General features: G+C 68.2%; 10 protein-coding genes and 1 tRNA gene. 2 read left to right on the forward strand and 9 right to left on the reverse strand.

Going from position 1 to position 15,220, the window contains the following annotated elements; genetic code table 11:
* The 4 genes from F4X11_24485 to serS form a co-directional block, all read right to left on the reverse strand.
* Window positions 1–1,045: restriction endonuclease (locus F4X11_24485; protein ID MYN68136.1), on the reverse strand; the 1,045-nt coding region annotated here is incomplete at its 3' end.
* On the reverse strand, window positions 1,042–2,820 hold the full coding sequence (locus F4X11_24490; GenBank protein MYN68137.1) for an AAA domain-containing protein: 1,779 nt from the start codon (window positions 2,818–2,820) through the stop codon (window positions 1,042–1,044). The genes F4X11_24490 and F4X11_24485, both read right to left, overlap by 4 nt.
* A 1,323-nt stretch (window positions 2,821–4,143) precedes the next feature.
* A tRNA-Ser gene (locus F4X11_24495) sits at window positions 4,144–4,233 on the reverse strand.
* 12 nt (window positions 4,234–4,245) lie between these two features.
* A complete protein-coding gene (gene serS / locus F4X11_24500) occupies window positions 4,246–5,547 on the reverse strand; it encodes a serine--tRNA ligase (GenBank protein MYN68138.1) in 1,302 nt (433 codons plus the stop codon).
* Between the two features lie 32 nt (window positions 5,548–5,579).
* On the opposite strand from serS, the gene F4X11_24505 reads away from it, so the two are divergent.
* Window positions 5,580–6,470: a UTP--glucose-1-phosphate uridylyltransferase gene (locus F4X11_24505; protein MYN68139.1), complete on the forward strand. Its 891-nt coding sequence runs from the start codon at window positions 5,580–5,582 to the stop codon at window positions 6,468–6,470.
* A 71-nt stretch (window positions 6,471–6,541) separates the two neighbouring features.
* On the opposite strand, the gene F4X11_24510 is transcribed toward F4X11_24505, so the two are convergent.
* The 5 genes from F4X11_24510 to rsmI form a co-directional block, all read right to left on the reverse strand.
* Window positions 6,542–6,922, reverse strand: coding sequence for a hypothetical protein (locus F4X11_24510; protein MYN68140.1), 381 nt, complete (start codon window positions 6,920–6,922; stop codon window positions 6,542–6,544).
* A gap of 128 nt (window positions 6,923–7,050) precedes the next feature.
* On the reverse strand, window positions 7,051–9,318 hold the full coding sequence (locus tag F4X11_24515) for an AAA family ATPase (protein MYN68141.1): 2,268 nt from the start codon (window positions 9,316–9,318) through the stop codon (window positions 7,051–7,053).
* Window positions 9,319–9,355: 37 nt separating this feature from the next.
* Window positions 9,356–11,200, reverse strand: a complete 1,845-nt coding sequence (gene glmS, locus F4X11_24520; protein ID MYN68142.1) for a glutamine--fructose-6-phosphate transaminase (isomerizing) — start codon at window positions 11,198–11,200, stop codon at window positions 9,356–9,358.
* 10 nt (window positions 11,201–11,210) lie between these two features.
* A complete protein-coding gene (glmU, locus tag F4X11_24525; GenBank protein MYN68143.1) occupies window positions 11,211–12,602 on the reverse strand; it encodes a UDP-N-acetylglucosamine diphosphorylase/glucosamine-1-phosphate N-acetyltransferase in 1,392 nt (463 codons plus the stop codon).
* Window positions 12,599–13,453, reverse strand: coding sequence for a 16S rRNA (cytidine(1402)-2'-O)-methyltransferase (gene rsmI, locus F4X11_24530; GenBank protein MYN68144.1), 855 nt, complete (start codon window positions 13,451–13,453; stop codon window positions 12,599–12,601). The genes glmU and rsmI overlap by 4 nt, the downstream gene beginning before the upstream one ends.
* A gap of 99 nt (window positions 13,454–13,552) precedes the next feature.
* Between rsmI and F4X11_24535 the strand changes: the two genes are divergently transcribed.
* Complete coding sequence (locus F4X11_24535) at window positions 13,553–15,220, forward strand: DUF885 domain-containing protein (protein MYN68145.1); 1,668 nt, start codon at window positions 13,553–13,555, stop codon at window positions 15,218–15,220.

Genomic DNA, 15,220 nt, shown 5'->3' on the forward strand with positions numbered 1-15,220 from the left:
ATCCCGTCCCCCCGCAGATCGCCCTCAACCCACCCATACCTGTTTCAGGAGAGCCGATCTGGCTGCCCCGTCGGACGATCAGGTCGGGACGTGTCCGGAACCGCCCCGCCTCTCCATCGAAGAGGCAGTCCCGGTGCCCGCCTTGCGCTGAAACACTCAGGTCCGCGTCCGCGAGCGCACGGGCAAGCAGTCGCGCCACATATTCCTCAAAGAGGATGTTCATCTCGAACAGCAGGGCGTAGCCATCGATAGGGCCGGCGCTCGTTTGCTGATGGCGGTCACCCAGAAGGAGCCGTGCCAGCGACAGTAGCTCTCGCCATCGCGTGTTCGTCCGGTCGAGCACGATCAGGTCCCAGCGCAAGGCACCCGGGGGCACACTTGAGATGTCGGAGTAAGCGAAGCTCAGCTCGCGCAAGGCGCGCTGATTATCCGGAGCCTGGGCAACGCGGGAAAGCTTGTCGATGGCTGCGCGCATGACCTGATTGAGCGCGATGTCGGGCGAACGCGCGTCGAACCGGCAAGCCAGTTTCTGGGGCGAGACCGGGAGGATCGAGAATTGTCGCGTCACATCGAGACGCCCGCGCAGGGTGGGGAGGTCGTCCTCCTGCTCGGTGTACTGCTGCGGTATGCCCTGGCGCACCGCGTCGGCAAGCTTGCCGCAATAGAGCCGGATCAACAATTCCAGGAGCGTGTGGCGTTGCCAGCCGAGTTGCGTGATTGCGCCGGCATCGATGCGGATGTTCCGCGCGATAGCCAGCATGTGAATCAACCGGCGGCGCAGCGTGGTGTTGTCCACCCCGCTTTCGCCCGTGCCGTCGATCTTCGGCAGAATCTCGAGCTGGCAGCCGGGCGTGGCAATCACCCCCACTACGCCACGGGCCCGTAGCTCTTTTCGGCCGTGTTCCAGCACCCCTTCGTTGGCGAGCCCAGAGAAGACCGACGCCCGCGCCGCCGCCGCGAGCTGGTCTGCGTGGGACGCGGGGATCGTCGTCTCGTCCGTCCCATAGCGGATGCGCCCCCATTCGCGGATGGTTCGGCGGATCATCCTTCCAGCCCTGTGTAATCGAAGTCCTCGGAGCGGACCTCCCAGCGGAACCGGGGCAGGTCATCGCCATCTTCAATGCCAGGCGGCGCCTTGATCACCGAGCGCTTCAGGAAGTGGCCCGTAATCGGCCCATCGTGCGATTCCGCGTCGCCCAGCACGGCCGCGATCTTCCCCCAATCCTCGAAGAAGTACTCGGCCAGCAACGGGATCACTTTGTCCCGCATGACAGCGTCCACATCTGCTCGCGATGCGCAGCTGATAAAGTAGGCATGCCCGATCTGGTGTTCGCGGTCATAGAGGTACTCGATCCGCTTGTTGAGAGAATCGAGGATTCGCGGCAGCGCGAGCCCGCATCTCTCGGCCGCCCCGTCCAGTAGGGACGGATCGGGCATCATCTCGTTAAAGGTGAAGCGGCGGCGCAACGCAGTATCCAGCAACGCGATTGACCGGTCCGCCGTGTTCATCGTGGCCAGGATGTGCAGATTCGAGGGAACGCCGAAGTCGTCGCCGGAATACGGCAGGCGGACTCTCAGCGCGTTCGGCTGGCCCAGGCGCTTATCCGGTTCGAGGAGCGTGATCAGCTCCCCGAAGACCTTCGAGATGTTGGCGCGGTTGATCTCGTCGATGATCAAGACGAAGGGTTCCGGCTCCGTCGGGCTCTCCGTCTGCTGGCTGTTCAAGTAGCGCTCGAGAGCCGGGATGTTGAGCTCCTTGTCAAGGAGCACGTAGATCGATTTCTGCGTGAAGCGCCGCGTGTAGATCTCGCTGACGGACACGCCTTCGCGGTCCGTCCAGTGCCAGCGTACGGAGCGTCTATGAGCATAGCCTCCCTCTGGCCGGGGGTGGAATTCATAGTCGCCGGTGAATTCGCCGATCGCCCGAAACAGCAAGTTACCCTTCGACACGATTACGATGTCACCGTTGCGCACCCAGTTGCGGAAGATGAAAGGCATCTGAACCACGCCCGACCGCGCATCGACGTCGTTGTGTCCCTTGGTCTTGCAGGCGTCGACGACGGCTTCCCGCTTGGCGTACTTGTCATCACTCCAATCGATGTCTTCGAAGCCGAGCAACGCGTAATCCTCTGCGATGGCCTCCTCGAAGAGATGTGCTTCTTCAGGGTTGTTCGCCTCCCCGATCGACATCTTGAAGACCTGCCGGCCTTCGATGGTGAACGGGTCGCCATCGGTCGACCGGCCCCGGCTCGTCTCGGCACGCTTCGCGATGCGGCGGAAGATGCCCGGGACGGTTTCCAGCCGAAAGCCAGCGGAGGAGGGGGCGTCGTCTTCGTCCGACCCGGTGATCGGCTGTCGGCCTTCCACGAAATCCTCGTAGGACATCGACTGGTGAAAGGTGACGAACTCGATGCGTCCGGCTGCGAGGAGACGCTGGTAGGTCTGCATCAGCGCCTCGCGATCGTCCTGCAATGGCTCGCCGCAAAGCCTGACGGCTTCCGCGGCGGTGAGAAACGTCTTACCGGTGCCGGGTGGTCCGTAGAGGACGAGGTTCAGGGGCGGAATCGGCATGCTCACGGGGCCTTTCTTGGTGTGGCAGGCAATCCAGAGGAAACCCTGCAAGTCTAGCCAGTCCTGCGGCTGCCACTGCCACTCGTCGCGCATTACGCCGAAGAGCTCGTCGAAGACTTCCGCGAAGCGGCGATAGTCTGACGCCATGTTCGCCCTGGCTTCGACGAACAGCTTTTCTCCCGTGAGCTTCTCCCAAGCCTCGTTCATCCACGTGATCTTGAGGGGAGCTGCCTCACCGGGGCGCACCATGGACAGCGAAGAAAACAGGATGTTGAGGCGCTCGCCATAGGTCAGCGATGCAGCGCCTCTCTTCTTCAGGGCGGCGAGCGCCTCGAACGCTTGCGAAAGGGCTTCCGCTGCGGGTTGGTCTGACCGGATCACCTGCCCGACGATGGCATGGAACTCACCGAGCAGCTCGGGTTCCTGCTTGGCGATCTTGTCCCTGGTCTGCCATCGCACAAGGGGGCCGGTTTTCGCTGCGGTCTCGAGTATGTCGAAGACGGCCCTTCCAAGGGCTTCGTCGTCGCCACCATCTCCAAGCGCGGTCCGCACACGTTCCGAAGCCTTCACCTTGTAGGTCTTTTCATGCTTGGCCCATCCCGATCCTGGATCGCCAAAGCTCCTGAAGTCCGGACACTCAGCGAGAAACCGATTGCGCAACTCGTTGAGAGCCGATCTGTAGATGCGACGATCCCTCAGGTCGAACCGAAAGATCGTGGCTGAGCTTTGGTCGGCGCCGATTCGCTCGGGCGGCGCAATCTGAGCGAGATTCTGGAACTTGCGCCCGGCAAGAGCCTGGCAGATGTTCGGCCATGCCTCCTTCAGATTGAGCGCCGTGTTCACGTCGCGCACGAGAACTTCGGCCTGTCCACGCCCTTCCTTCCGGGCCGGCTCGACGTAGTGTTCAAGGACATACTGCCGGATGCGGTCGGCATCTTTGGCTGGTCCCGGAGGTTCACCGTCGAGGAACCGGCCATATTGGCCCAGCCAGCGGTGCCAGCTCGAAAGCCGCTTCTGAGGGTTCTTGGAGTCCGGCATCAGAATCCGGTAGTCCTGCCCGCCGCCGCGCGCATCTTCCCGTATTCCGCCCAGCCGTTCGCGTAGCGACTCGAAACGGTCCGCTTCCCAGGCTGCGTCCAGATCTGGGAACGGCATTCCGAGCTCTTGCAGCTTCCGTTCGATCGTCCTGATGGCGTAAACACGGGTGTTTTGCGCGGCGACGGCCTGAGCGCCTCCTTGCTCGAGCCACTTCCTGAACACGGTTTCCTTTGCCATGGGCCTCGTCGTGTCCTTGGTTCGTTAGTTGTGCAATCTCTAGCCGGGAAGGCAATGAAGGCGGCATCGAAGGCACAATAGAGATTCCTGCCTACCCGGCGCTGCAGGCGGACCAGCGACTGGCCGACCGGATGATGCACGGCATGTCGACGGCCGCGGTGCGCCGGTGCTGCCGGCCTGCCATCAAGATGACAAATCATAAAGGGACGGGGATTCGTGCCCGAAGCGGCTCCTGAAAGGAGCCGATGAGCGCCTGAAACCCCGTCTCTCCGCCAGAACGGCCCGAACGGGCCGCTCTGGCGGAGGGACGGGGATTCGAACCCCGGAGCGAGTTTCCCCGCTAACGGTTTTCAAGACCGCCGCCTTCGACCGCTCGGCCATCCCTCCGCAAGACGATAATCATCCCACACCCGGCTCGATCACCTCGAGCCCGCCCATGTACCCGCGCAGCGCTTCCGGAATCACCACCGACCCGTCCCGCCGCTGATTGTTCTCCAGAATCGCCACGAGTGCGCGCCCCACGGCCACGCCGGATCCGTTCAGCGTGTGCACGTGCTCCGGCTTCCCCTTCCCGTCCCGGCGGAAGCGGATGCCGGCGCGCCGCGCCTGGAACGCCTCGGTGTTGCTGCACGACGAGATCTCGCGGTAGGCGTCGTGCCCCGGCAGCCACACCTCGAGGTCGTAGGTCTTCGACGCCGCGAACCCCATGTCGCCGGTGCACAGCAGCACGGTGCGGTACGGCAGGCCGAGGCGCTTGAGCACCTCCTCGGCGTGCAGGGTCAGCGCCTCGTGCACGTCCCAGGACGTATCCGGCGTCGCGTAGGCGACCAGCTCCACCTTGTCGAACTGGTGCTGGCGGATCAGGCCCCGGACGTCCTTGCCGTACGACCCCGCCTCGCTCCGGAAGCAGGGCGTGTAGGCGACGTAGCGCGCCGGCAGCAGGCGGCCGTCCAGGATCTCCTCCCGGTGCAGGTTGCACAGCGGCACCTCCGCCGTCGGGATGAGATACAGGTCCCAGTCCCCCGCCACCTTGAACAGGTCGTGCTCGAACTTCGGCAGATTGCCGGTGCCGGTCAGCGCGGCCGCGTTGGCCAGGAACGGCGGCTCGATCTCGGTGTAGCCGTGCTCGCCGGTGTGCAGATCGAGCATGAAGTTGATGAGCGCCCGCGCCAGCCGCGCGCCGGTCCCGGTCAGCACCGCGAAGCGCGATGCCGCCATGCGTACGGCGCGCTCGAAGTCGAGGATCCCGAGCGCCGGGCCCAGCTCCCAGTGCGGGCGCGGGGCGAAGTCGAAGCGCGGCGGCTCGCCGTGCCGGCGAATCTCGACGTTGTCGGCTTCGGAGCTGCCCACCGGCACGCTGGCGTGCGGCAGGTTGGGCAACGTACGGGCGAAGGCGTCCCGTTCTTCTTCGACCGACCCGAGCCGGGCCTCCAGCGCCTTGATGACGGCCCCATGCTCCTGGCCGAGCTGCATCAGCTCGGCGAGCTTGTCGCCGTCGTCGCCCGCCTTGCGGGCCCGGGCGACCTGCTCGCCCACGAGCTTGCGGGCCCGGCGGTTCGTCTCGAGCTCCGGGATGATGGCGCGGCGCTGGGCGTCGGCCCGCACCAACCGGTCGAGATCGGCGTTGTGATCCTCGCTGCGCGTCAGCAGGCGCGCGCGGACGTCGTCGAGGTGTTCACGGAGCAGGGCTGGATCCAACATGACAGACCACGAATGATACGATCCGAAACCGCATGCCGACGAACGCCGCTGTCCGGACCGTCCTCGTGCCGGCGGCCGGCCTCGGCACGCGGATGCTGCCCGCCACCCGGGCCGTCCCCAAAGAGCTGCTCACCCTCGTCGACCGCCCGATCATCCAGTACGGCGTCGAGGAGGCGGTGCAGTCCGGTGTCCGGCGCGTGGTGCTCGTGACGAACCCGGGCAACACCCTGACCGCCTCGCATTTCGCGCCCGCCCCCACGCTCGAGGCGGAGCTGCAGGCGCGCGGGAAGCCCGATCTGCTGGCGACCGTCCGCGCGCTCACGGCGCTGGCCGACGTGACCACCGTCCACCAGCCGGAGCCGCTCGGCCTCGGCCACGCGGTGCTGTGCGGCCGCGACGCCGTCGGGGACGCGCCGTTCGCGGTCATGCTGCCCGACGACATCATCGACGCCGACCCGCCGGCCCTGGGGCAGATGCTCGACGTCTTCGCCGCGTGCGGCGGGCCGGTCCTGCTGGTCGAGCGCGTGCCGCGCGACGCCGTCCACCGCTACGGCATCATCGCGGCCGAGCCGATCCGCGACGGCGTGTTCCGCGTGACCGACCTGGTCGAGAAGCCGGCGGCGGCCGACGCGCCGTCCGACCTCGCCATCGTCGGCCGCTACATCCTGACGCCCGACCTCTTCCCCACGCTTGCAGCGACGGAACGGGGCGCCGGCGGCGAGATTCAGTTGACCGACGGCCTGCGTCAGCTCCTGCGCAGCCGCCCGATCCACGCCTGCGCGCTGAACGGGATCCGGCTCGACGCCGGGAACCGGAGCGGCTTCCTGAAGGCCACTATCCACTTCGCCGCGAAGCAGCCGGCCCTGGCCGCGGATCTGCGGGACGCGCTGGACAGCGCGACGGCGCCGGCGACGGGAAACTGAGAGACGCCCGGGACTTTGCCCTGGAGGGGTTTCGCGGCGCGAAACCCCCAACGCAACCGCAGGCGGCGCCGCTACCGGGCAGCAGCCGGGTCCGACGACTTCGCCGGCGAGCCGGTCGACTGGCTCCCGGACGTCGAGGATGACGCGTCCTTGGACGCCGAGGCGGCGGCGTCCTTGCCGTCGGCGCTCTTCTTGCCGTCGCCTTTCGCGCCGCCGGCCGCCTTCCCCTCGCCGCCGTCCTTGCGGGCGCCTTCCTGCGCGTCGCCGCTCGACTTCTTCGCGTAGTCCGTGACGTACCACCCGGTCCCCTTGAACTGGATGGCCGGCGACGACAGCAGCTTGCGCACCTGCCCGCCGCAGACGGGACAGGTCGATACCAGTGGATCCGAGAACTTCTGGATCCGCTCGAAGCGGTGTGCGCAGTCGTTGCACTCGTATTCGTAGAGCGGCATCGTCTCAGTCGGTCCGGATGGACGGCGCCATCGTGACGCCGAATCGAGCGAACCTCCTATTTTAGTTGTGGACGGGGCGGCGCGACAATGTTCGGAGGACGAGCGCGACCGGCAGTGACCGTCCCGGCCTACACCCGCTCCAGCTTCGCGTAGCGCGCCAGGATCTTCTTGACGCCGACGCCGGTGAAGCGGATGGAGAGCTTCAGGTCGCCCGCCGCCGGCTCGACGCCGACCACGGTGCCGACCCCGAACTTCGGGTGCCGCACCCGCGCGCCGCGCGAAATGCCTCCCGCGGACTGGTCCTCGTCCGCGTCGTCGTAGAACGTGGCGGGCGGCTCGTGGGAATCGGCTCGCCGCCGGCGGCCGGCGTGCCCGCGATACCCGCGCGACGGACCCTCGTATCCGGCCGACGGCAGCCGCGCACGGTACGCCGGCTCGACCACCCGGACCAGCTCGTGGGGAATCTCGAACAGGAAGCGCGACGGCTCGGTCGACTGGTACTCGCCGAACAGCCGCCGACGCGCCGCGCTGGTCAACACCAGCCGCCGCTCGGCCCGCGTCATGCCGACGTAGCAGAGGCGCCGCTCCTCCTCCAGGCCTTCCTCGTCGTCCAGGGTGCGGGAATGCGGAAACAGGCCGTCCTCCATGCCCGCCAGCACCACGAGTGGGAACTCCAACCCCTTGGCCGCGTGCAGGGTCATCAGCCAGACGCGCGCGTCCTCCGACCCTTCCCCTTCGTCGGCCTCCGACTGCAGCGAGTACGCATCGACGAAGCCGCCCAGGCTGTGCTCTTCTTCCCGCAATTCGTAGTCCTGGGCCGCCGACACCAGCTCCATCAGGTTCGACAGGCGGCTCTCGGCCTCCTCGCTGCCGTCCTTGCGCAGCGCCGCGACGTAGCCGCTCTCGGTGAGGACGGCCGAGAGCGTCTCCGAGACCGACCGCCTCTCGGCGGTCGCCCGCGACGACTCCATCAGCGTCCGGAACGCCGACAGCGCGGTCAGGGCCCGCTTCGGGAGCAGGTGCTCGTCGGTCGCGCGCAACAGCCGTTTCCACAGCGACCACCCGGTCCCCGCGGCACCCGGCCCGGCGGGTTCGTCGAAGAGCGGTGCGTCATGGACGGGCGGGGGCTCGACGCCTTCGAGCCCGGTCATCACGCCCGGACCGATCCCGCGCGGCGGGACGTTGATGACGCGGCGCAGGCTGATGTCGTCGTCCGGGTTCAGCAGCAGCTTCAGGTAGGCGAGGGCGTCCTTGATCTCCCTGCGTTCGTAGAAGCGGACCCCGCCGACCACGCGGTACCGGATGCCCGCGCGCCCCAGCGCCTCCTCGATCACCCGCGACTGCGCGTTGGTGCGGAAGAGCACGGCGGCGCGCCCCGCGCCCCGCGCCGCATCGCGCAACTGGCCGAGGATGAAGTCGGCTTCCTCCAGCTCGTCGTTGGCGCGATGGAAGAGGATCGGGTCGCCGCCGGCGCTCTCCGTGTACAGACGCTTCTCGCGCCGGCGCCGATTGTGCGCGATCAGCCCGGAGGCGGCGTCGAGAATGACCTGCGTCGACCGGTAGTTGCGCTCGAGCCGCACCACGGTCGTCTCGGGAAAGTCGTCCTCGAAATCGAGGATGTTCCGCAGGTCCGCTCCCCGCCACTTGTAGATGGACTGGTCCGGATCCCCGACCACGCAGAGGTTGCGGTGCCGCTCCGCCAGGTAGCGCACCAGCAGGTACTGCGGCCGGTTCGTGTCCTGGTACTCGTCGACCATGATGTAGCGGAAGCGTTCCCCGTACCGGCTGCGCGTCTCGTCCGACTCCTCGAACAGCATCACCGTCTTCAGGAGCAGGTCGTCGAAGTCGAGGGCATGACTCGAGGTCAGCGCGCGGGCGTAGCGCTCGTAGACCTCCGCAAGCTGCTCGTCGGCGAAGCTCTCGCCGGCCCGGCGCAGATCCGCGGCGCTCTCGAGACGGTTCTTCGCCTGGCTGATGCGCGACAGAAGCGACTTGGGCGGCACCATCTTCGGGTCGATGTTCAGCTCCTTCATGGCCTGCCGCACCACGTTGAGCTGGTCGACGCCGTCGTAGATCACGAAGTCGCGCGAGAGGCCTATCCGCGGGCCCTCGCGGCGCAGCAGCCGCGCGCAGAAGGCGTGGAAGGTCGAGACCCAGAGCCGGGGCGCCGCGATGTCGAGGAGCCGCTCGACGCGGGCGCGCATCTCCTCGGCCGCCTTGTTGGTGAAGGTCACCGCGAGGATCTGATCCGCCGCCGCATGGCCGCCGCCGATCAGAGAGGCGAGCCGATGGCAGATGACCCGCGTCTTGCCGGATCCGGCCCCGGCGAGGATCAGCAGCGGCCCGTCGCGGTGCAGCACCGCTTCACGCTGCTCCGGATTGAGCCCGGACAGCAGATCGTCGCCGCCGGCTCCGGCCTGCGGAAGGCCGTTCCTACTCAACCGTCACGCTCTTGGCCAGGTTGCGCGGCTGGTCGACGTCGCAGCCCCGCAGCACGGCGATGTGGTAGGCGAGGAGCTGGAGCGGCACCACCATCGGGATCGGCATCAGCAGCGGGTGGGTCGGCGGGACGGGAATGACCGAGTCGCGTTCGCGATCGAGGACCACGTCGAACTCGTCCGGCGGGGCGTCGGTGACCACGATCACGGAGCCGCCGCGCGCCTTCACTTCCTGCAGGTTCCCGCGCATCTTCTCGAACACCTTGTCCTGCGGCACGAGGGCCACGACCGGCATGTGCTCGTCGATGAGCGCGATGGGGCCATGCTTCATCTCGCCGGCCGGATAGCCCTCGGCGTGGATGTAGGAGACCTCCTTGAGCTTGAGGGCGCCCTCGAGCGCGATGGGGTAGTTGACGCCCCGCCCCAGGTAGAGGAAGTTGGTGCTCCGGTAGAAGCGCTTCGCGATCGACTGGATGAGGGAATCGGACTTGAGGGCGTGCTCGATGAGCACAGGCACGTGCGCGATCGCCTCGATGAGGCCCCGAGCCGCCGGCGCCTCCAGGGTCCCGCGGGCGTGCGCGAGGTGCAGCGCGAGCAGGTGCAGGGCGAGCAACTGCGACGTGAACGCCTTGGTGGACGCGACCCCGATCTCCGGACCCGCGTGGGTGTAGACCGTGCCGTCGGACTCGCGCGTGGCCATGCTGCCGACGACGTTGCAGATGGCGATGCTGCGGGCGCCCTTTCCGCGCGCCTCGCGCAGCGCCGCGAGCGTGTCGGCGGTCTCTCCCGACTGGGTGATGACCACCGCCAGCGTCCGGTCGCCGACGATCGGATCGCGGTAGCGGAACTCCGACCCGTAGTCGACCTCCACGCGCACGCGCGCGAGCTGCTCGAGGAGGAACTTCCCGACCAACGCGGCGTGCCAGGACGTGCCGCAGGCCACGAGGACCACCTGCTCCACCTCGCGCAGCGCGGCCTCGGGAATCTCGAGCTCGCCCAGGAAGACCCGCGCCCGTTCCTCGGAGACGCGGCCGAGCACCGTCTCCTGCAGCGCCCACGGCTGCTCGAAGATCTCCTTGAGCATGAAGTGCTTGTACCCGGCCTTCTCGGCCATGACCGGGTCCCACTGAATCCGCTGCGTCGCCTTGGACACGGCGCGGCCGGTGAAGTCGGTGAACTCGACCCCGCCGTGCGTTATCACGGCCATCTCCCGGTCGCCGAGGAAGACCACGTCACGCGTGTGATCCAGGATGGCGGGGATGTCGGATGCCACGAGGAACTCGTCGTCGCCGATGCCGACGACGATCGGCGGGCCGTTGCGGACCGCGACGATCTTGTCGGGGTCCTCGGCATGAACCAGCACCATCCCGAACAGCCCGCGCAGTCTCCGCAACGCACGCCGGACCGCATTCTCGATGCCGTCGCCCTGCAGCTCGGTTTCGACCAGGTGGGCGATGACCTCGGTGTCGGTCTCCGTCTCGAAACGGTGGCCGCCCTGCTGCAGCTCTCGTTTCAGCTCCAGGTAGTTCTCGACGATGCCGTTGTGCACGACGACCAGCTGGCCGCTGCAGTCGCGGTGCGGATGGGCGTTCTCCTCGGTCGGCCGGCCGTGGGTGGCCCAGCGCGTGTGCCCTACCCCGTAGTCGCCGTCCACCGGATCGGTCTGGATGGTCCGCTCGAGTCGCTCGAGCTTCCCGGCGCTGCGGCGTACCTCGATCCGCCCGCCCGCCACCAGCGCGATGCCGGCCGAGTCGTAGCCGCGGTACTCCAGCCGCCGCAGTGCGCCGATGAGCACCGGCACGACCGGCTTCGCTCCGACGTAGCCGACGATGCCACACATAGAGGATGTCCTACTCCGACTCCCCGATCTTGTTGCGCAGGACCGTCGCGTGCTCCGGCTTGTTCACCTGGCGGGCCCGCGCCAGAGCGAGGGCATCCGCCGGCACGTCGTCCGTGATGCACGAGCCGGCCGCGACGTACGCCCCGCGCTCGACCGTCACCGGCGCAACCAGTTGCGTCCCGCTGCCGACGAAGACGTCTTCCCCGATCGTCGTCCGGTGCTTGGCCGCGCCATCGAAGTTGCAGGTGATGGTCCCGGCGCCGATGTTGGCGCCGGCGCCGACCGCGGCATCGCCGACGTAGCTCAGGTGGCCCGCCTTGGCGCCGGCGCCGAGCGTCGCCTTCTTCAGCTCCACGAAGTTGCCCACCTTCGCCTCCGCGCCGACGGTGGAGCCGGGACGAATATGCGCGAAGGGACCGACGCGGGCCGCACTGGCGACCTCGGCATCGATGATAACGGAATGGTTGTTCACCGTGACGTCGTCGCCGACGACCGAGTTCACGATCCGGACGCCGGCATGCAGCTCGCAACGGGCGCCGATGGACGTGCGCCCCTCGAGGATGACGCCCGGGTGAATCACCGTATCGGGCCCTACGTCGACGTCGACGTCGACGTAGGCGGTCGCCGGGTCGACGATGGTGACGCCCGCCGCCATCATTTCCTCGTTCTTTCGATGACGCATCAGCGAACCTGCTTCCGCCAGCTCGCGCCGGCTGTTGATGCCGCGGATCTCGTCGGCCGCCGCGACCACGGTCTCCACGTCGAGTCCCTGCTCGCGGTACCGCCGCAGGATGCCCGGCAGGTAGCGCTCGCGCTTCGGTCCGGCCTCCGGCACCGCCCGCAACGCCGCGAAGAGCGGTGCGAGATCGAACGCGTAGATGCCGCTGTTGACCTCCCGCAGCGCGCGTTGCGCCGGGGTCGCATCCGCTTCCTCGACCACCTCGGCGACCTGCCCGCCGCGTCGGACGATGCGGCCGTAACCGTACGGGCGCTCGAGCGTGGCCGTCAGGACGGTCGCCGCCGCCCCGGTTCGCTCGTGGGTCTCGGCCAGGGCCTGCGCTGTCCCGGCCGCAACCAGCGGCGCATCACCCATCAGGACGATCAGGGTGCCGTGCTTCCCGGCCAGCATCGGCTCGGCCTGCAGAACCGCATGCGCCGTACCGAGCTGCCGCTGCTGGCGGGCGAAACGCAGCCCGCCGCGGCTGACGGCCAGCTCGCGCTCGACCGCCTCGGCCTGATGGCCCACGACGAGCGTCGTCGACGCGGCGGCGAGCGGATCGGCCGCCCGCAGGACGTGCTCGACCAGCGGGCAGCCCGCGAGCCGGTGCAGCACCTTCGGCCGGCTCGACCGCATGCGGGTGCCCTTGCCGGCCGCCAGCACCAGGACGTGCCGTGCGCTCAATGCCGGCCCCTCGCGCCTTCTATCGCCTGGTACACGCGGCGGCTCGGGACATCGTACTTGGAGGCCAGTGAACGCACGGACGCCCGGCGGGACAGCCCGGATTCTGTCAACAGACCGAATTCACGAAGAAGGTCCGCCCCGGCCGGCACTTCCACGGGAGCCCCGGACACCGGCGCGCGGGCCAGGACGACGGTGAACTCGCCGCGCGGATTCTGCAGTCCGGCCAGCACATCGGGTATAGGTCCAACAACCAAGGACTCGTGGAGCTTGGTCATCTCGCGGCAAACGGCCACGGTTCGGCTGGCGCTCACGGTTTCGAGATCCGCCAGCGACGCGCGAATCCGGTGGGGCGCTTCAAAGAAGACGACCGGCCGCGGCTCGCTCGCCACCTCTGCGTACCACTGTTTTCGGTCTTTTGACCGTGCCGGCGGAAATCCCGCGAACGTGAAAGCGTCCTCCACCATGCCGGACGCGACCAGGGCCGCCAGCACGGCGCTCGCCCCCGGGACCGCCTCTACCCGGAAGCCGGCGTCGAGGGCCGCGCGAGCGAGCCTCCGGCCCGGGTCCGAAATCAGCGGCGTGCCCGCGTCGCTCACCATCGCCATCGTCTGGCCCTCCGCCAGCCGCGCCAGCAGACCGCCCGTCCGGCGGGATTCGTTGTGCTCGTGCAGACTGATGCGCCGCGTCGTGATCCCGTAGTGGTCGAGCAGCCGCGCCGCGCGGCGGGTATCCTCGGCCGCAATCAGGTCGACTTCGCGCAATACCCGTACGGCGCGATACGTCACATCCTCGAGATTCCCGATGGGAGTCGACACGATGTGAAGCGTGCCGGGCGTGAGCGCAGAGGGCACGAGATCTTCAGCAGGCTGCCGCGAGCGACACGATCGGGTCGCGCCAGTATTGTACCATCAAGGGGTCAGCGTAACGTTCCAACCTTCGTGACACGTCCGATGCGCCAGTCGATCACCAGCCACGTCTCCGAACCGCTCTCGCACTTCGTCGAGGAGTACCTTGCCTCTGTCTACGAGATGTACCCGACGGCTGCGGCGGCCGACGGCGTCCATACCCACGACGACCTGCTCGAGGACCTGAGCCGGCCGGCCGTCGACGCGCGCGTCCGCGAGCTCGGCGGCTGGGCGCGCCGACTCGACGGCATCAACCCCTCGGCGCTGACACCGGTCGAGGCGATGGAGCGGCGGATGCTCGGCGACCGGATTCGCGGTCATCTGTTCGCCCTCGAAGAGGTGCGCGGCTGGCAGCGCAATCCGCTGTACTACGCCGACATACTGGCGGAGAGCCTCGCCGGGCAAACCCTCTTCGCCTACGCCGACCTGGCGGAGCGGGCGCGGCGCGTGGGTTCGAAGCTGCGGCAGGTGCCGCGGCTGCTCGACTCTGCGCGGCAGAACGTCACCGAGGCGCCGGGGCTGTTCGTCAAGGTCGGCATCGAGTCGTTCGAGGGACTGCTGACCTTCGTCGAGCGCGACCTGCCGCGCGCATTCCGCGACCTGGAGGACCTGCACCTGCTCGGCGTGCTCGCGGACACGTCGATCGAGGCCACCGACGCCCTGCGCGCGCACATCGCGCACCTGCGGGACGCGGTGGCCCCGCGGAGCCGCGCTTCGTTTCGTCTCGGCCGCGCGCGGTTCGAGCAGAAGCTGCGGCTCGACGAGGGTCTCGACCTGCCGGCCGACCAGTTGCTGGAGATAGCACGGCGGGAGCTGCACGCCGCGCAGGACGAGTTCGCGCGCGTCGCGGCGCAGATCGACCCGGACCCGGCAACGGCGTGGCGGCGGACCCGGGACCGTCATCCGGCGCCGGACGCGCTCATCCGCGAGGCGGGCGCGCAGGTCGAAGCACTGGAGACGTTCCTGACGCGGAAGCGCATCGTGACCGTTCCGGAGCATGTCGGGGTACAGGTGCGGCCGACCCCGGATTTCCACCGCTGGACGGCCGCCAGCCTCTGGACGCCGGGCCCGTTCGAGACGACCCGCCTGCCGGCGTTGTACCACGTCACCAACGTCGACCCGGCCTGGACGGCGGAGCGCCAGGCCGAGCACCTGCGGGACCTGAGCTACGCGACCCTCTCATCGATCGCCGCGCACGAGGTCTTTCCCGGCCATTTTCTGCACGGCGAGCACCTGCGCGCCGTGCGCTCGCCGTGCCGCAAGTCGGGATTCTTCGCGGCGACCTCGTTCGTCGAGGGCTGGGCCCACTACGCGGAGCAGATGGTCCTCGACGAGGGCTTCGAGCGCGGGAATCCCGAGCTGCGGCTGGGCCAGTTGGCCGAGGCGCTGCTCCGCCTCGCCCGCACCGTCGTCGGCATCCGGCTGCACACCGAGGACATGTCCGTCGAGCAGGGGGTCCGCTTCTTCTGCGAGGAGGCGTACATCGAGGAGTCGAGCGCGCGGCAGGAGGCCGAGCGCGCCACGTTCGACCCCGGCGCCGTGCTCTACGCGCTGGGGAAGCTGATGCTGCTCAAGTTGCGCGCCGACGTGAAGGAGGCCGAAGGAGAGAGTTTCTCCCTCCAGCACTTTCACGACCGGCTGCTGGGGCAGGGTTGCCTTCCTTTCTGGATGCACCGGGCGCTGATGGCGGCCGGCGGGCCCGCGATCGAGTAG

This window comes from Acidobacteriota bacterium, from assembly GCA_009861545.1.
Lineage (GTDB): Bacteria > Acidobacteriota > Vicinamibacteria > Vicinamibacterales > UBA8438 > WTFV01.